Origin of the sequence: Shouchella xiaoxiensis, from assembly GCF_016907895.1 — a bacterium.
In the GTDB taxonomy this organism is placed as follows: Bacteria; Bacillota; Bacilli; order Bacillales; family Bacillaceae_D; genus Shouchella; species Shouchella xiaoxiensis.
Genome location: NZ_JAFBCV010000008.1, coordinates 1 through 17,431 on the forward strand (window position 1 = coordinate 1; position 17,431 = coordinate 17,431).

Sequence of the window (17,431 nt, forward strand, 5' to 3'; positions counted from 1 at the left end):
TTCCGTTCTTTTTTCCATTATAACAAGAGTATTTTTGTTTAGGTGTCTATAAATAAGAAAAAGCTGTTGAGAAATTACTTTCTCAACAGCCTGACAATCACCCTCCAGCTGGAGGGTGATTGTTCATTTTTTATAACAGAATATTCTTTTATTAATTCTTTTAAAAAGCGATGTGAAAGTTGTAAACTCCCCCTTTTCCCTCAAACCCTCCTGTACACTCAACTTGAATAACCGAGGGATGGAGTGAGTCAATTTTGAGAAAAGCAACAACGATTGTTTGCCTAAGTACGTTGTTAGTCGTCAGCTCAAGCATACTACCCGTGCTGAGTCATGCCGAAGAGAAGCCGCAAGAAGCAGAGGTTGAGATTGATCATAACGAGCAAGAAGGCTCAGAAGAAACAGAAGAAGAATTGCTAAACACGTCAACCGAAACCGACCTTGACGAACCAGTCGAGCAAGATGAAGATACACATGAAGTAGCTGAAACACCTGCTGAAACCACTCAGTCAGAAGATACTTCCACATCCACTACAGCCATTGAGATACCCGATGAGGAACTACAATCGATTATTTTAGCCACTTTAGCCGATCATGGCTATGACGAGATCACGACCGAATCCGTCCAGACCATTACCACACTGGATGCAAGAAGCGCCGGTATTCAAAATCTAGACGGCATTCAGCACCTATCAGAACTCGAAGCACTTGACCTGCGTGAAAATGCCGTTACTGACATCACTCCACTAGCAAATCTAACAAAACTGACGGAGCTCAACCTCGCTTCAAATCAGCTTGAGACGGTCGGAGCGCTGACAGATTTAACTCAATTAAAAGAGATCGATTTACGTAACAACAGCATTCGTGGTTTAACACCCCTAACCAATCTAACCCAGCTCGAAAAACTCGATCTTAGAGGAAATGCAATTGAGTCAATTGCTCCACTCGCAAATTTAACCGAGTTAACGGAGCTCAACTTAAGAGAAAACGCCGTTTCTGATCTGACGCCGTTAGCACGCTTAACAAACTTAATTGAACTCAATTTACATACAAACCAAGTAAATGACCTTAGTCCATTAAAAGACTTAGTTAAGATCGAATACTTAACGATGCGCCGCAATCACATTACCGACATATCGGTTCTGGCAGAATTGACGCAACTCAGAGATTTGAATCTAAGAGACAACCAGCTGACTTCCATTGAAGCACTGCGAAACCACCAACAGTTAACCGAGCGCTTAAACCTTAGGGACAACCCTGGACTAACGGATTTCTCTCCTGTTCAATCCTATTATGATTTAATTGCTGACGTTGATTTTGTGATTGCCTCCACTGAGAAAAATTTCGACGATCTCACGTTGCTGACAGGAGAATCACGCCTTAGCGCGATCCAGAATCAGCTGCTGCGCTACAATACCTTTATCAACGATGGAGAGATCCGCCAGACAAAGATTGGCTTATTGGACAGCAGTGCCCTATCGTTTTATCGCGGCACGGCCCATCTCTTTTTCAACGACATTGCTACAGGAGCGATTCAACTACCTGCCGAGTGGCAAGCAGCGCCCTATCTGACGTGGACAACTGGTGATTGGCACACGGAAAACATTGGTTTCTATGGCAACGATAAGCTAGAACCTGTATTTGATTTGAATGATTTTGACGAAGCTGCTGTAGCTCCGTTTACGTACGATCTACTTCGTTTTGCAACGAGTGTTTATTTAGTAAATGATCATGCCCCAGGTCTGCAGCTATCCTATGAAGAAATAAACACGGAACTAACGCAGTTCATTGCTGCGTACGCAGAAGCCTTAAACGAAGTTGAACAAGGGACAATTAACGTGAATTCGTTTTATTTCTCAGCCAATCAATTAGACGGAATTGTGGGCTCGCTCGCTCAAGAGCTTAGCAGCGTCAACCGTTTCGCGGAATTAGACAAGTGGACAACCATTACTGACAGCACGCGTCTTTTTGATCAATCAAATAACCGTTTGGGACAAGCAAGCGACCAAGAAAAAGAAGCGCTATTAACCAACTGGGACACGTATACAGATTCCACCAAAGATGACAGTCCAGATTATTTTCAAGTGAAGGATATTGCGAAGCGACTTGATGCTGGACTAGGCAGTTTAGGCACCGAGCGCTACTACGTCTTGATTGAGGGCGAAAGCAGCAGCTCAGCCGATGACATCATTCTCGATGTGAAATCACAGCTGCCGTCTGCGGTGAAGCTAGCCGGGCTTGGGCATACACCAAATTACGAGACGCACGCTGAGCGCACGATTTCCGGTGTGAATGCGATGCACAATCACCCCGACCGCCACTGGGGTACGCTGACGATGAACGGTACATCGTATTTAGTCAAAGAGCGCTCCGCCTTTAAAGATGAGTTCGACCACTCAGCGTTTCAGTCACAAGAGGACCTCCAGTCCTTCTTACACTACAGCGCCCGAGTAGCCGCGTTTGCCCATGCCAGAGGAGCTGAAGCTTATGGAAACGAAGCCTTTGTCCAACAAACCGCTCAATTAACTCAGGCATCTGATTTTACACAAACGTTTAATCAACTTGCCTACCAGCATTATGCACAAACGATTCAAGACCATTCTTATTACTCCGAGCTCCTCCGCAACAACGCTTTTAGCGAAGAAGCGTTTCAAGCGATTGGCAACGACGAAGACGATGAAACGGAGCAACCAGAAGATGAAGAAAACACCGACGCCCCGGCTGAGGAAGATCAGGGCAACAATGAGCCCCCTGTTAATGACGACGATACAGGCAATAATGACGAGCCTTCTAATAACGATGACTCGAACAACAATGACGGGCCTTCTAATGACAATGACTCGAACAACAATGACGGGCCTTCTAAAAACGATTACTCGAACAACAATGACGGGCCTTCTAATGACAATGACTTGAACAACAATGACGGGCCTTCTAATGACGATGATGCTGGAGACACCACCGCCCCACCACAGGATGAAGAAGGAGGATTGCTACCAAAAACGGCCAGTTCCTATTTGCTGTATATTGTAGCTAGCTTATTCCTAGTCGCTGCTGGAATTGTCCTGCGGGCGAGAGTAAAAAAAGAAGAAGCAGAAGAATAGAGGCACAAAGAGCACTTGACATCAAATCAGGTGCTCTTCTGCTTTTCTGTACCTATTCGTTCATCAATCGATTAAATCTACCATCAATAATTTCCGCAAGTGGCACGCTTCCCTCTGTCTCACTCAACCATTCTTCTGCCGCGACACGAAACGCAGCCATATGAATCGCCACTTCGAACTTTAGCTGACTCGTCGTTGGACCATCGCTTAACGTTTCACCTAACGCTTCGCACATTACAGGCTCTGCCTCAAGCAATGAAAACAGAAATAGCAGCGAAGTCGAAGGAGCTTGCTTAGCAATTTGGTAGCGCACGAGCAGCTTAGCGCGTTTCACCTCATAGATTGAGGCAATCTCTTGAAAAATAAGACGTAGTGCCTTCTGTAATGTTGTATTAGGATCTAATTGGACCACTTGTTTAATCCCCTCATTGTGGATGAAGCGAAGCGGTTCCGTCAGTAAATCTTCTTTCGATGAATAATAACGGAAGAATGTACGTGAGGACATCATCAGGTCATCGGCAATCTGTTTGATCGATGTGTTTTCATAGCCTTGTTCTAAAAACAGACGAAGCGCCGCACTTTCAATATCCTCATAAACCTTTATCTTCTTCCGTTCTCGTAAACCACCAACATTCTCATCATTCGTTTCCTTTTTCACTATTGACCTCCATTGACTTTTGTCACACTATGACATTATAATAATTTTGTAAGAGACAAACAAGAATTCATGGATAGACCAGAATAACAAATCATTGAAAGCCTTTTCTTTTATTCAGCGTTGCACATTTGCATTAACTTACATTAACTCATTATAGTGGAGGTCATTATGGAATTAAAAGAGAAAGTCGCCATCGTCACAGGAGCAGCATCAGGAATGGGAAAAGCGATCGCTACACTTTACGCAGCCCAAGGTGCAAAAGTTATTGTAGCCGATCTGAATTTGGAGGGTGCTGAAGAAACCGTCAAGGCGATTACAGAAGCAGGCGGACAAGCAACTGCTGCACAAATCAATATCGCTAAGCGAGCAGAAGCAGAATCAATGATTGATTTAGCTGTAGACACGTACGGAACACTCGATATTCTCGTCAACAACGCTGGTATTATGGATGGATTTGAACCAGTCGGCGAGATCACGGATGAGAAGTGGGATTTACTCTTTGACGTGAATACAAAAAGCGTCATGTACACGATGCGAAAAGCGATTCCGATCTTCTTAGAGAAGAAACAAGGCGTCATTATCAATGTCGCTTCAACAGGTGGAATTAGCGGTGCACACGCCGGAGCCGCTTACGGCGCTTCCAAGCATGCGGTTGTCGGGCTCACGAAAAACACAGGCTATATGTACGGAAATGAAGGAATTCGCTGTAACGCCATTGCCCCAGGCGGCGTCGCAACCAATATTACATCGACGCTTAAAGAGCCGAGTATGTTCGGACTTGAGCGGTTAAAACCAGTCACAGCCGTGATGCCACGCGTTGGTGCGCCAGAGGAAATTGCCAAAGCAGCTCTCTTCCTTGCCTCCGATCAATCTAGCTTTGTAAACGGGACCGTCCTCACCGCTGATGCTGGATGGACCGCAGCGTTTTAATAGATAACACTTGCCAAAAGGCAGGTGTTTTTTTACTCTTTTCAGTTATGTCTTTTACAGCTACCCGTTTAACATCCTGTTAACAGGGTATGAAATGTAAGATTCTTATATTACTATTTTTATATCTTATGAAGGGATGAGTACATATGAAAAAATACTGGAACCAAATGCTAGTTGCTGTTCTCGCGCTTGGGATGTTTGCTGCATGCAGTGACGGTGACGACGAAGAGACTACAGAAGATGCCGAAGAAACAACCGGTGTTGAAACAAACGCTGAAGCAGATAACGACGGACTCGAAGAAGGCTCAGGTCTAGTCGACCGCAACACAATAGACAACAACGAAGCGGATGAAACGGACGACTCTTCTCCTAACTTAGGTGAAGGTTCGACGGAAGATCAGCTCGATTTAACGCTTGGGGACACAGCGACGATTGAAACAACGATCGAACTGTTCGAAATGACGCTCGACTCAGTCGAAGTTGCTTCAGAGATGGATGGGGAAGCTCCTGATTTGGACGTGTTTGTCTTAGCAGATGTCACCATTACAAATCTAGCTGATGACCCGCTTGATTTAGAAGAAGCGGTTGAAATCTTTGAAATAACCAGTAATCTCGAAGGCGGCGGTTATTGGCCTGTTTCTGAATTATACGAAGTAGAGGTCGATACATTTATTGGTGAACTTGCTTCAGGTGAAACAGCATCTGGTGAAATTTTGTTTGAAGGCAATGAAGGCGACGAGCACTACATCAGAGTCAGAAGTGGATTAGTTGCGGCATCGGGCGTTAAAAATCAAGTGACGTGGACATTTGATTCCGCGCAATAACGTAATCGTCAGAAAAAAGCCAAAAACGCTACGAGCTGGAAGAAACCTATAAGAAGAGACGATCCCTGTTAGTCGTCACTTTTAGCGACGCAGATGCCGTCGTCGGACCAATGCCCGACATCGTCCAACTATTTGATGACCCTCACTTCCAAGCACGGGAAAGTTTCATCAAGATAAACGATGACGAACTTGGCGAAATCTTCATACCGAATGTCGTCTCAAAGTTCTCGCGCACACCTGAAAAAGTCACGCACCTTGGCAACAAATTAGGCGAACATAGCGATGACACACTTTCAACCTATCTTGAACTAGACGAAGCGACACGGGAGCAGCAATTACGCAAAAACGGAATCATTTAACCATCAAAAAGCGTGTCCATGGCTAAGAGCCTGGACACGCTTTTTTTCTATAAATAATTGTAAAAGTTTAGGTTAATAGATTATGCTATACTGATTCTAAGTATAAACAGGCAGCTCAAAGGACGGCGACACTCCTTGTAAGAAAGGGGGTGTTCGCATTGTCAATCTATGAAGCAATTTTTTTAGTAGTCACTGTCGCATCAAGCACAGCTCTGTTCGTTATCGGACTGGTTACTCTAATGTTGCTTCTTAAGAACGACAAATAGCCCCTGAGCAACCCAACTCGATAGGGGCGTATTTGTTGTGTATAGCAACACTCTTGCGCCAACCTTTGGGTTGACCATTCTGTTTTCACCTATTGTGTTGTGGTTCGAGCCACTACACAGTAGGTCTTTTTAGTATCGTCTTCTTAAATTAAGTTTATGCTCCCCGCTGACATTTGTCAATAAAACCATTGAGTGACCAACGTTTTTCCACACTTTTTAAAAGAATTCTTTCTACCCCTCTTCCCGTCTAAAACTCCTAAAATAAACCCAAACACCCGCGTAGGTCACGAGCGCGTGGATTGGCAAGTAGATCCGCATTTCGCTGATATAATAAGCCTCCATTCGACTCGATTCAGGCAAGAAAGAGGTTAAGAACCAGCCACCGTATAGCAACGTCACGAATAGATAGAGGAACGCTTCCACTGCTGGTATCCGCCTTTGCTTCGTTTCTTTTGTTACGGCTACTTCCTGTAAAGCTTGCTCATCCTCTGCTTCATCTACCTCTTGTTTAGGAAGTAGCTTCACACAGCTTGCGAATAAAGCTATGAATCCAATGCCCGTAAATAAAGCGAAAACCAAATGAAGTCCATCTCCCGTCGAATCAACAGCCAAAATAAATAGACTGATAATGATATAGATGCCCGCGACAATAGCAATTGCGCCCAAACGATCCACTCTCCTAATCCGTACGTCTAGCTGTCTCTTTCTTCGTATACGAATTGTAAATCAATAGGTTTCTGTGTGCATACGTTTAGTAGATTTTAACAATATGCTATTTGCCAGTTGGGAAACTTAAAAACAATAAGTCTGAAATTTCCATTATGCTAAAACGAAAATATTCGTAGCCGCTGTCTTATTTTTTGGTTGACTGTAATTCACTCTGTATTAGAGGCAATTAAATGAGAAAAAGGTTCGTTTTTTCAAACATAGGGTATGTAATTCCTAGAAACATTACCATAAATCTGTAAGGAGTGGTGGTTTATGCATTATGGTGAATTTGCTATAAGAACATATTATTTAGCACTTTTTATTTTCTCAGCCTTTGGTGCTCTATTTATTTTACTTCCATTTTTACTTAAAGATGCTTTACAAAAGGCTAAAATTGCATCAATTATTTTAGGTGTTATTATCTTATTACTCTCAATTACTTTTCTATTCACAGCTGATCCTTGGACTGTATTGAAATTATTTGGTTCCTAGTAATTTTTTATCTATCTCATTCGTGTAGAAAAAGCCTCCTGGACACCTAATGTCTTGGAGGCTTAATGATGATCTATATATAGTTTTTCTACTCAGGGTCTGGATTAAAGGTTGCTGATTGGCTATCCGGTACACTAATCCCAACTTCAACAGAAGAGCCAAATGCTCCAAGACTACCCAACACTTCCCAATAACCTGTGGCAGTAATAGTAGCGGTTTGGCCATGGAAGGCTCCACCGGACCCTAAACTATAACTGTGATTTACCGGATTCCAACCTACTACTGTAACCCCTGTGGCATAGGTTTCTATACTACTTAAGTTTGTAAACCTTAATGAACCTACAGGATGACCAGGATCGTCCCAATCATACATAAAGTCATAATTCATACTTAACGGTATTGCTCTAGAAACTTCTAATCCTGCAACATCTAAATTAACATCTACAGTTCTTTGTGTATGAGACGTACCTGATTGTAAATTAGAATTATTGGTATATTGTTCAGTGAGATCAATTGGATCGGCGTATCTAATTTCATTAAAAGCTTCTAAAAGTATTTCTAATTCATCTATATCTTTTAGTTGAATTCTTTCTTTGTTATTTAAAATAGATGGACCCTCATTCACCTCGATTAAAACGTCATATTTTTCTTCCAAATTTTTCAAATCAGTATCCATATCATCCGAAGCATCAGCCACATTCCCAACTAAAAATATTAAACCAGCACTGAAACTTAAAGTTACAAAACTTTTCTTCAAAAACGGGGCGCCAATAGTATACAACATAAAAAACCTCCTTGGTATTTTTTGGTACGCTCTACCAATTCCCTTCAATCTCCTAATTAAACATGATATCGAATAATAATATCTATTTTTTAAAAATAATCTTAAAATAACTCATCTTAATTCCTTAAAGTTCTTCGTTACTGATTTGAATTCTTGAATGCGTCTTCTAGAAAAAATAAAAAAGCTAGAAAAGTGCTGGTAACACTTTTCATAGCCCTTTGGCCCTTGGCCGCTAAACCAAGATAAAAAAATCTATACTATATGAGTGGGGTTAATGCCCCTTGAAAATTCCCTATACGATCATAGTAGCAAGACTTAGCAATCCTGTGAAGCAGGAATAATGACCATGATGTTATAGTCGTTTTCCTCTGAGTTTATTCCCAGTATAAGCGGGAATGAAGCTAATTACAGAAAGCCCGGATTCTTCCTCCGGGCTTCTTTATCATTCATTCTCACCTACTTGATCTTAATACAAATCATCCCCCTTACCCACTCCGAAACCGATACACCTTCCGTGGCCTTCCCCGCCTGCTCAGCTGCTCTTCCCCAGCTTGCTCGATTACCTTGCCTTGTTCAAGCGCAATAAGGATGCGCCGGGCATTTCGCTCTGTGCCGCCGAGCCAGACGGCGACATCCTGCGAGGAGAAGTAGCTTTGTTTTTGCTGGGCGCCTTTGGCATAGATGCGGGCTATCGTTGCTGGGTTGATGCCGACACGAGCGGCGTCATCGCCTAAGTGGACTTGACTGTAGTGGAATGTTTCTTCGTTCCGTTTTGCCTCGGAAACGCGGTTTTCTTCATCTACCAGCACAATCATTTGCTCGGTCGCTTGCTGGCTATAGTCGAGCGCCGTTTGCACATGGCGTGAGGCCGCGAGCGCCGTCCGCCCGTAACCGATGCCTAAATAGATGCCGAGTTTCGCTGTTTGCTTAATGTCGTCAATGATGTCATAGGGCCAGTCCTGCTCCTCGATCTCGCCTCTGGTCGTGTAAATTTCAAAGTAGCCGTTGCCGATCTCCAGAAACGAGCCTTGCAGCGATTCGGCATACTGAAGCAGTCGCTTCCGCACATCAAGCTCCTGATGTTTGCGTTTATAAGAATAGGCCATTTCTTTCTGATCGCTTTGTGAGATTGGCATGAGTGCGCCAACAACGGCGATTTGCGCTTTTTTATAGTAAAGTGAATTCACGCGCTCTTGAATGCGCGTCAACGTTTTCCGCGTGACCGGTTCAGCTGGGCGCACTCGGTAACAAGGAATGCCGCGCTGTTTTAACGTTCGGTAGACGCCACGTAAGCAGGTTAGCGCAAGGGTAGCTTCGCCTGAATCATAGGCTTCTTGATGAAAAGCAACGAGCTTTTCTTCTTCGACGTAATCTGGGTAATCGTAAAGATGGATCGTTAAGTGATTCAGCGAAAACTCCTTGATTAACCAGTTTGTGTATTCAGGTGAGATCGTGTCGAGGCTGACTTCCAGCTGTTTCTGCTCTGTATGATAGAACGCTTCCAAAAAGATGCCGAGCAAGCTCGAGCCTTCAAGGGGGACAAACCAAGCTCGGTCTTTTGAAACAACCTGCTTCTCTAAGCATAAGGAGTAGGGCGCTTGGCCGGAAAACAACCACTGATCAATCGGCTGCTTGATTTTTTGAATTCGTTCAGGCGCTTCTTCCACTCGCTGATACATAATTGGAATCGCTTTAAAATCAGGGTAATCCTCAATCACGCTTTGCATATGACGAACGGAATCCTCCGGGCCAATTAAGCCAATCTGAATCGTCATCCCTTTCCTCCTCCTTTTCGAAAAAGAGGCCCCTTCATCCAGAAGGTTGCCTCTTCTCGCCTATTCGTGTGCAAGGATATGAGCGAGCGCACTAACCGCTACCGCCAGCGCTCCTTCATCCCAATCAAACCGCTTATGGTGATGCCCAGCCGCGAGCGGCGTTCCAAAGATCATATAGCATGCCAGACCACCTTGCTCCTGCACATGCTGCATCATGTAGGTCACATCTTCTGAACCATTAACTTCCATCCTATCGTGAACGTCGGTAATGTAATGGCTTGAAGCTGTTGCTTTTGGGATTTTCTCAAGAAAATATGCGTCCGTCTCCGCCGCCAGTCCTTCGCCAACAATCGCGTAATCAATCGCCACATCGTACATCAGCGCCGCCCCCTCAAGTCGGCGCACCGCCTCTTCCTTCATATAATGATTCTGCTCCGTTGTAATTCCCCGCGTTTCAAATTGGAGAAAGGCATCCCCCGGCACGATATTGCGTCCGCTGCCTGCTTCAAAGCGGCCAACATTAAGTCGCGTCGCTCCCTCGCCATGTGGAGCGATGCTATGTAGGTTCAAGACAGCTGATGAAGCGGCAAGTAAAGCATTTTTACCAACATGAGGCTCCATACCAGCATGCGCCGTCTTTCCAGTAAAGCTCGCATCAATTTTCGTTGTCGCCAGAATATGCGTCGAGCCAGAATAGAGCGTTCCAACCGGGTTCGGACGAATGCCGAGATGTCCGCTAAGAAATTGATCAACGCCGTCAAGCCAGCCTTTCTTCACAACGGCATTGGCGCCGCGGCTGCCTTCTTCGGCTGGTTGAAAAATCAGCGTGTACGTCCCCTTCAGCTCTTCTTTTCGTTCAGCGATAAAATGAGCGATGCCGAGTCCAATCGTCGCGTGTCCGTCGTGGCCACAGGCGTGCATCATCCCTTCATTGCGCGAGCGAAATCCTTCCTTGGCGGGCAGGTGCACAGCATCCGCTTCTTCAAGAATCGGCAAGGCATCTATGTCGAAGCGCATCGCCGTATGCTTACCAGCTTTTCCCGTATCAAGCACCGCTACAACGCCGGTAAAGCCGCCACTCATTCCCGCTAGAAAATCTGCCGGAACGCCGTTGTCGCGGGCACGCTGTTCATGCGCCGCTAACTCGTCAGCGCTCGGTACGCCGAATCGGGCATCGCCTTCCATTACCGCCTGCCCTGTATGAAGCGTGAAGCCTAGTTCCGCTAACTGCTGCACGATGTAATACGTTGTTTCATACTCACAAAAGCCCACTTCCGCAATCTGATGCAGCTCTCTCCGCCACGTTTTTAGCATCTCTTCCTTGCTTGCGATCCACTCGTCTATTCCATTTCCCATTAATTAGCACCTCTCTCAATTTATCTTTATCAATGCGGTTACCGCAGTTGTCGCGAGTATGTTCACCCCGTGACTAAGTGCGGCTTCGTCAATATCAAAGGTAGAGTCGTGTAGCGGACTTTGCACCGTCCGTTCGGCAATCGCCGTTCCGAGCCAGTAATAAGTCCCCGGGTATTTTTGCAAAAAGCGCCCAAAGTCTTCACCAGCAAGACTCGGACTTACTTCCGGCGCCGCTCCTTCTCCTAGTAAAGAAAGCGCCTGTTCCTGCACATGATCGGCCCAGGCAGGGGTATTGACCGTTGCGACATAGCCATGTTGGTAATTAACCGTCGCTGTCGCTCCAAGTCCTTCCGCCACCTGCTTAACCAGCTCAATTAGCCGCTTTTCGACGCGGTCACGCACGTCAAGCGAGAGCGTCCGCACCGTTCCCTCAAGCGTCACCTCACTGGCGATGACGTTGTAGCGGTCGCCACCGGTAATCGTTCCAACCGTAATAACGGCTGAATCAAGCGGAGACACGTTTCGGCTCACAATCGTCTGCAAGCTCGTCATCACTTGATTGGCTACCACAATCGCATCAACCGCCTGATGGGGCATGCTCGCGTGCCCAGCTCTGCCGTTAATCGTAATCGAAAAGCGGTCCGAGTTGCCCATCATCCCGCCTGCTCGTACGCCAATCTGACCAACTGGCAGATCGGGCCAGACATGCTGACCGAACACGACATCCGGCTCCCACTTCAGAAACGTTGGATCTTCCATCATCGCCTGCGCCCCGCCAATTGGCGCATCTTCCTCAGCCGGCTGAAACAACAGCAACACCGTACCAGCAAGCTCGCTGCGCTTCTGCTGGAGCAACTTACCCGCACCAAGCAGCATTGCCGTATGGGCATCATGGCCGCAGGCGTGCATCACCCGCTCTTTTGTGGAGCGATACGACACATCATTCTTCTCGCGAATTGGCAAGGCATCCATGTCGGCACGGAGCGCAACGGTTTTACCTGGTTGCCCGCCTTCAATGATGCCAATCACGCCGTAGCTCGTTTTCATTGTTTCATAAGAAATTCCGGCATCTTCTAGCATGCGACAAACAAACGCCTGCGTCTCCTGCTCCTCATGACTGAGCTCAGGATGCTGATGCAGGTGACGACGCCACGCGATGACTTCTTGCTCCAACTCTTTGATTTCTTTTGCAAACATTCCAATCTCTCCCTCTTTGCTCCACTACCCTTTATAATCCGTTACACCAGGACCAATCGGTAGCTCAAACCCTGTCCAAATCAGGAACAAGACGATCCACAACGCTAACACAAACAGCGTGTACGGAAGCATGATCGAAAACAACGTCCCGAACCCGGCGCGCGAGTCGTATTTTTTCATAAATGCCAGCACCATCGGCACATACGGGTTCATCGGCGTAATCACGCTCGTCGATGAATCACCAATCCGGTAAGCCAGCTGCACAAGCGCGGGATGGTAATCAAGCAACATAAACATCGGGATAAACACAGGTGCCATTAAGGCCCACTGTGCTGACCCACTAAAGATAAATAAGTTTAATAGCGTTGTTAAGAAGATAAAGCCAACAATGACGCTAATCCCCGTCATGTTAATACTCTCTAAAAACTCCGCCCCACTAACAGCAATCCAAACTCCAATATTACTCCAGCCGAAGTAAGCAATAAACTGCGCCGCCGCAAAAATCAAGACGATGTAACCAGCCATACTTTTAATCGCTTCTGCCATCATCTCCGGAATATCCCGCGTCGATTTAATCACGCCAGCGGCAACCCCGTACGCAATCGACACGGTTAAAAATAAGAATAAAATAATCGGAACAATATTGCTAATGAATGGCGAAGGGACAATCGTTCCACCTTCACCTCTTAAGATTCCATTAACCGGAACAACAAACAACGAAACAACGGCAAGATAGATAAACCCGGCAAGCAGTGAAATAAGCAACGCCTTGGTTTCTTTCCGCCCCACACGCTCCAGCTCTTGGTTAACGAATTCCTTCTCGCCGTACTTCGGATTGAATTTCCCAAGACGCGGTTCAATAATCTTCTCGGTTACAAGTGTACATATAATAATCAGCATAACGGATGAAGCGATCATAAAGTAATAGTTATCAGTCATATGAACGATGAAACCAGGTTCAATCGTCTGTACCACCTCAGTGGAAATACCGGATAGAAGCACGTCCGTCCCCGCCGGTAGGAAGTTCGCCGTAAACCCAGCGCCAACCCCAGCAAACCCAGCAGCCATCCCCGCAAGCGGATGACGCCCAATCGCATAGAAAATCATCGCCCCAAGCGGCGGTACAAGAACAAACGCCGCATCAGAAGCAATATTGCCGACAATCCCCGTCGTCACAACGGCAATTGTTACAAGCTTCGTAGGAGCTTTTAAAATCGTGCTCTTAATAAACGTCTCCACCAACCCAACCTGCTGGGCCAGCCCAATCCCAAGCATCATCGTCAAAACAAGCCCAAGTGGCGTAAAGCCAATGAAGTTGGAAATCATCGAATCCAATATGTACATAAATCCTTCCGTCGACACCAAACTCTGCACCGACGTCTCTTCACCCGTCCCCGGATGAACAAAGGAAACACCTAAACTCGAAATCAACCACGAAAAAAGAATAACAGCAATTGCTAAATACAAGAATAACATAAACGGATGGGGCAGCTTATTCCCTACTCGCTCCACCGTATCAAGCATACGTGCACCAATCGACTTCTTCTGCCTTAAATCATTCATATTTACACCACCATTTTCAGACATGTCTTTTTTTATTCCATAAATAATTAGAACGAATATAGCATGATTTTTTTCGCTTGTCTTTAAGAAGATGAAAAAATCTAACAAAGAAAATTTAAATTGACACACTGTTCAAACATAAAAATACTTATATATAGAGCGTTTACATATCTGAACAACCTTTTAAGGAAGCATAAAAAATTATTTTCCACCCCCATATTTCTTTTAGTCTTATGCGGACTCGCTCTTGTTGTACTTGGATTCGCATTCCTTATCTCAACCCGCTTTCGTTTTTACATTTAATAACTGATGAACTATTGACCATTGTTCCCTTTGATGCATGCAGTTAGCTGGCTGCATTGAAGGGAATCTTCTGTATCTTCTTGTATCTAGACGATCTCTACACAACTTGTAGTCAAATGAAAAAACCGCTCTGAGAAAGGACTTCCCCCTCATCAAAGCGGTCATGACTTCTAAGACTTCCTCTTTACCTCTTCAATAATCGCATTCGTCACGTCTTCCGTTGAATAGCTTCCACCAAGATCGGCCGTTACGATTCCTTTTGCCGTTACCGATTCAATTGCATCAAGCAAGTATGTCCCAAGCTCGGCTTCACCAAAATGATCGAGCATCATTTTCGCCGTCCAGATCTGCCCGATCGGATTGGCTAGACCTTTGCCGACGATATCTGGCGCTGAGCCGTGGACAGGCTCAAACATTGATGGGTACTTGCCATTCACATTAATATTTGCCGCCGGAGCGATACCGATGCTGCCCATGATTGCTGCGCCAATATCCGTTAGAATATCTCCGAATAAATTTGATGCAACGATCACATCAAACGCAGCCGGCTTCGTCACAAAGAAAGCCGCCAGTGCATCGATATGCTGTGAGTCCGTTTTAATAGAAGGATACTCTTGACTAACTTCCTCAAACACCTGATCCCAAAACGGCATCGAATACACAATCCCATTTGATTTCGTCGCGCTCGTCACATGACCTCTCCGCTTTGCGGCAAGCTCAAACGCATAGCGCATCGGCCGCTCTGTCCCTTTACGTGTAAAGACAGCGTTCTGAATCGCCACCTCATCTTCATTCTGATGAATTCGCCCACCAATTGAGCTATACTCGCCCTCACTATTTTCACGAATGACCACAAGATCAAAATCTTTCGGATTGAGCAACGGCGACTGAATGCCCGCTAGCTGCTTCGCCGGACGCATATTAATCGACTGTTCAAACTCGCGCCGAATTTGGATAAGCAGTCCCCATAAAGAGATATGATCAGGAACAAGATGCTGATTCCCAACCGCTCCAAGAAAGATCGCATCATGCGGCTTTAACTGCTCCAATCCATCTTCAGGCATCATCACCCCATGCTCTAAATAATACTCACAGCTCCAGGGAAACGAACGGAACTGAAAATCCAGCCCACCATGCACCTCAGCAACCGCTTTCAAAACACGCTCTGCTTGAGGAACAACTTCTCTGCCAATCCCATCACCAGGGATACTTGCGATATTGATGCATTTCATAACGTACACCCTCCATCTCAACTAATCTCTATTTTTCTATGTCTCTTTGAGTTTAGATGAGACTGTCACGAATTACAAATTCGTTTTATAAAATATGTAACATGAATGAGCAAATAATACTCTGTTGTCATCAGAAAACCACTTCACTGTCTTACTCTTTGATGACGGCAGCAACCATTTTTTAATAGAGGGCGAGAATTTGTTCATTCAAGCGATTGAGGATGGGAATTATGAGTGGATGGAGGATGAGCGGTAAAATTATGATAGGTTTGGAATCTCGGTTAATAGTTAAAACTAATGGAACAAATATTTTATCGTGAAATAATTAAGGGTTTTGTTTGTTTTTTCTCCGCATGATCCTCTTTTATAATAAAGGAGGAAACTATAACATGAGTATTGATGTTTATACTAAATACGGCTGTTCCCCATGCAAATTCTTGAAGATGTGGTTGAATAAAAATGAAATCAGTTTTAACGAGAAACCCGTTGAACTTAAAAAGAATATGGATGAATTTATTAAACGACAAGGTACAGGTTACCCATTCATTATTATCAAGCATGCAAATGGGGAAAACGTATTTTTAGGAAACACACCAAAATTAAAAAAACATCTTCGAGGAGAATACTTCAACAGTTGAGGTTCACTTCTCTTAGATAGTTATGTTTTATAGACTGTCTTTTTTTAGAATCCAAAACGATTTGCAATAGAAATTCCTACGGATGTATTCATTTTGAACTAAATAAAAAAAGCCACTTCAAATGAAGTGGCTTTTCCAGTTCGATTAACCAAGAAGTTGAAGAACTTGTTGTGGAGCTTGGTTTGCTTGTGCAAGCATTGATTGTGATGCTTGAGACAAGATGTTTTGTTTCGTGAACTCCATGATTTCTTTCGCCATGTCAACGTCACGGATACGTGATTCAGCAGCTTGAAGGTTCTCAGAAGAGTTGTCCAAGTTAGAGATTGTGTGCTCAAGGCGGTTTTGAGTAGCACCTAACTTAGAGCGCTCTGATGATACTGAAGTAATCGCTGCTTCAATGCTAGTGATAGCTTCATCAGCTGAAGCACGAGTTAATACATCAATACCAGCAACCCCAGCTTCAGTAGCTTCAGTAGCAGGTGTTAGTGTAATTTCTACTGTAGCGTCTTCCACTAGAGCAGCTGCACTTGCATGAACTAACTCTCCATCATTAAAATAACCCGCAACTGTACCTGCTTCAGCATCAGCTGCTTGCCAAGCAGCTGTTTGCGCTTGACCATCTTGAGTATAAGTTATGTTACCATTATCATCAGCAGTTGCTTGTGCAGTAACGGCTTCTGAACCTTCAGTAGCTTCAGTAGCCGTTCCGACTCCTAGTTCTACTGCATCCATTGCGCCAATAGAAAGAGAAATATTTTGTCCTTGGTTAGCCCCTACTTGGAATGTTAAGTTGGCACTTCCATCGATAAGTTTCTGCTTATTAAACTCAGTAGCATCAGAGATTCTTGAAATCTCAGCTGCTAATGCATCAACTTCTTTTTGAATTTCAGCGCGATCGTCATCTGTATTTGAGTCATTTGAAGATTGTACAGCCAGCTCACGCATACGCTGAAGAATGGAATGCGTCTCATTAAGAGCTCCTTCAGCTGTTTGAATCATAGAGATTCCGTCTTGTGAGTTACGGCTAGCTTGATCTAAACCACGAACTTGCGCGCGCATTTTTTCAGAGATTGCAAGACCTGCAGCGTCATCGCCTGCACGGTTGATGCGAAGACCTGAAGATAATTTTTCTTGTGCTTTTGCTGCCATTCCTTGGTTAGCGCCAAGTTGACGGTGAGCATTCATTGCGCTCATATTATTGTTGATAATCATGTAAAAACAACTCCCTTTGTTTTTTAATTCCCC

At 44.8% G+C, this 17,431-nt stretch carries 16 protein-coding genes; 7 read left to right on the forward strand and 9 right to left on the reverse strand.

Features of this window, described 5'->3' with window-relative positions; translation table 11 throughout:
* The first annotated feature begins 254 nt into the window (after positions 1-254).
* A complete protein-coding gene (locus JOC54_RS12785) occupies positions 255-3,101 on the forward strand; it encodes a DUF2252 family protein (RefSeq protein ID WP_204466617.1) in 2,847 nt (948 codons plus the stop codon).
* A 52-nt stretch (positions 3,102-3,153) separates the two neighbouring features.
* On the opposite strand, the gene JOC54_RS12790 is transcribed toward JOC54_RS12785, so the two are convergent.
* The gene (locus tag JOC54_RS12790; RefSeq protein ID WP_204466618.1) at positions 3,154-3,759 is read right to left on the reverse strand and encodes a TetR/AcrR family transcriptional regulator; all 606 of its coding nucleotides are present in this window, start codon (positions 3,757-3,759) and stop codon (positions 3,154-3,156) included.
* 168 nt (positions 3,760-3,927) lie between these two features.
* On the opposite strand from JOC54_RS12790, the gene JOC54_RS12795 reads away from it, so the two are divergent.
* The 3 genes from JOC54_RS12795 (at position 3,928) to JOC54_RS12805 (ending at position 5,872) form a co-directional block, all read left to right on the forward strand.
* A complete protein-coding gene (locus tag JOC54_RS12795; RefSeq protein ID WP_204466619.1) occupies positions 3,928-4,689 on the forward strand; it encodes an SDR family oxidoreductase in 762 nt (253 codons plus the stop codon).
* 146 nt (positions 4,690-4,835) lie between these two features.
* On the forward strand, positions 4,836-5,513 hold the full coding sequence (locus JOC54_RS12800) for a DUF4352 domain-containing protein (protein ID WP_204466620.1): 678 nt from the start codon (positions 4,836-4,838) through the stop codon (positions 5,511-5,513).
* 35 nt (positions 5,514-5,548) lie between these two features.
* Positions 5,549-5,872, forward strand: coding sequence for a CoA transferase (locus JOC54_RS12805; RefSeq protein ID WP_204466778.1), 324 nt, complete (start codon positions 5,549-5,551; stop codon positions 5,870-5,872).
* Positions 5,873-6,369: 497 nt separating this feature from the next.
* On the opposite strand, the gene JOC54_RS12810 is transcribed toward JOC54_RS12805, so the two are convergent.
* Positions 6,370-6,804, reverse strand: coding sequence for a hypothetical protein (locus JOC54_RS12810; protein ID WP_204466621.1), 435 nt, complete (start codon positions 6,802-6,804; stop codon positions 6,370-6,372).
* Between the two features lie 315 nt (positions 6,805-7,119).
* Here JOC54_RS12810 and JOC54_RS12815 point away from each other — a divergent pair, with 315 nt between their 5' ends.
* A complete protein-coding gene (locus JOC54_RS12815) occupies positions 7,120-7,338 on the forward strand; it encodes a hypothetical protein (protein WP_204466622.1) in 219 nt (72 codons plus the stop codon).
* Between the two features lie 88 nt (positions 7,339-7,426).
* Here JOC54_RS12815 and JOC54_RS12820 read toward each other — a convergent pair whose 3' ends face one another.
* The 6 genes from JOC54_RS12820 to JOC54_RS12845 all read right to left on the reverse strand — a co-directional run bounded on the left by JOC54_RS12820 (position 7,427) and on the right by JOC54_RS12845 (position 15,548).
* Positions 7,427-8,122: a hypothetical protein gene (locus JOC54_RS12820; protein WP_204466623.1), complete on the reverse strand. Its 696-nt coding sequence runs from the start codon at positions 8,120-8,122 to the stop codon at positions 7,427-7,429.
* A gap of 485 nt (positions 8,123-8,607) precedes the next feature.
* A complete protein-coding gene (locus tag JOC54_RS12825) occupies positions 8,608-9,897 on the reverse strand; it encodes a hypothetical protein (protein ID WP_204466624.1) in 1,290 nt (429 codons plus the stop codon).
* Between the two features lie 60 nt (positions 9,898-9,957).
* On the reverse strand, positions 9,958-11,253 hold the full coding sequence (locus JOC54_RS12830) for an amidohydrolase (protein WP_367617803.1): 1,296 nt from the start codon (positions 11,251-11,253) through the stop codon (positions 9,958-9,960).
* Between the two features lie 15 nt (positions 11,254-11,268).
* On the reverse strand, positions 11,269-12,450 hold the full coding sequence (locus JOC54_RS12835) for a M20 metallopeptidase family protein (protein ID WP_204466625.1): 1,182 nt from the start codon (positions 12,448-12,450) through the stop codon (positions 11,269-11,271).
* A 24-nt stretch (positions 12,451-12,474) separates the two neighbouring features.
* Positions 12,475-14,013: an AbgT family transporter gene (locus JOC54_RS12840; RefSeq protein ID WP_204466626.1), complete on the reverse strand. Its 1,539-nt coding sequence runs from the start codon at positions 14,011-14,013 to the stop codon at positions 12,475-12,477.
* Between the two features lie 473 nt (positions 14,014-14,486).
* Entirely contained in the window at positions 14,487-15,548 is a 1,062-nt protein-coding gene (locus JOC54_RS12845; RefSeq protein ID WP_204466627.1) for a tartrate dehydrogenase, read from the reverse strand.
* A gap of 124 nt (positions 15,549-15,672) precedes the next feature.
* Here JOC54_RS12845 and JOC54_RS23230 point away from each other — a divergent pair, with 124 nt between their 5' ends.
* Positions 15,673-15,804 carry a hypothetical protein gene (locus JOC54_RS23230; RefSeq protein WP_275582710.1) on the forward strand — a complete coding sequence of 44 codons (132 nt, stop codon included), beginning with the start codon at positions 15,673-15,675 and terminating at the stop codon, positions 15,802-15,804.
* A gap of 133 nt (positions 15,805-15,937) precedes the next feature.
* A complete protein-coding gene (locus JOC54_RS12850) occupies positions 15,938-16,186 on the forward strand; it encodes a glutaredoxin family protein (RefSeq protein WP_204466628.1) in 249 nt (82 codons plus the stop codon).
* A gap of 144 nt (positions 16,187-16,330) precedes the next feature.
* On the opposite strand, the gene JOC54_RS12855 is transcribed toward JOC54_RS12850, so the two are convergent.
* A complete protein-coding gene (locus tag JOC54_RS12855; RefSeq protein WP_204466629.1) occupies positions 16,331-17,398 on the reverse strand; it encodes a flagellin N-terminal helical domain-containing protein in 1,068 nt (355 codons plus the stop codon).
* Positions 17,399-17,431 lie beyond the last annotated feature (33 nt).